Source organism: Neoalteromonas flava, from assembly GCF_002807685.1.
Taxonomy (GTDB): Bacteria; Pseudomonadota; Gammaproteobacteria; order Enterobacterales; family Alteromonadaceae; genus Alteromonas_E; species Alteromonas_E flava.
Map to the genome: position 1 here is coordinate 1 of NZ_PEAX01000031.1, position 424 is coordinate 424.

The 424-nt window shown below is 48.1% G+C and carries 1 protein-coding gene; it reads right to left on the reverse strand.

What is annotated here, in order from left to right; all coding sequences use genetic code 11:
• Positions 1–424 (reverse strand): GTP-binding protein (locus CSH92_RS17000; protein ID WP_240612856.1); only part of this gene is annotated, 424 nt, incomplete at both ends.

A 424-nucleotide genomic window follows, 5' to 3' on the forward strand; every position in this document is an offset into this window, starting at 1 on the left:
CGTCGCCTTCTAGCGCTTTAAGAGCTGAACCTTGGATTACTGGTAAGTCGTCACCTGGGAATTCATACTCAGACAACAATTCACGTACTTCCATTTCTACTAGCTCTAGAAGCTCTTCATCGTCAACCATGTCACACTTGTTCATGAATACGATGATGTAAGGTACACCTACCTGACGACCTAATAGGATGTGCTCACGTGTCTGTGGCATTGGACCATCAGTCGCCGCTACTACTAGGATTGCGCCGTCCATCTGTGCAGCACCGGTGATCATGTTTTTAACATAGTCAGCGTGTCCTGGACAGTCTACGTGTGCGTAGTGACGTGAAGGAGTGTCATACTCAACGTGTGAAGTCGCGATTGTGATACCACGCTCACGCTCTTCTGGTGCGTTATCGATTTGATCGAATGCTTGTGCTGAACC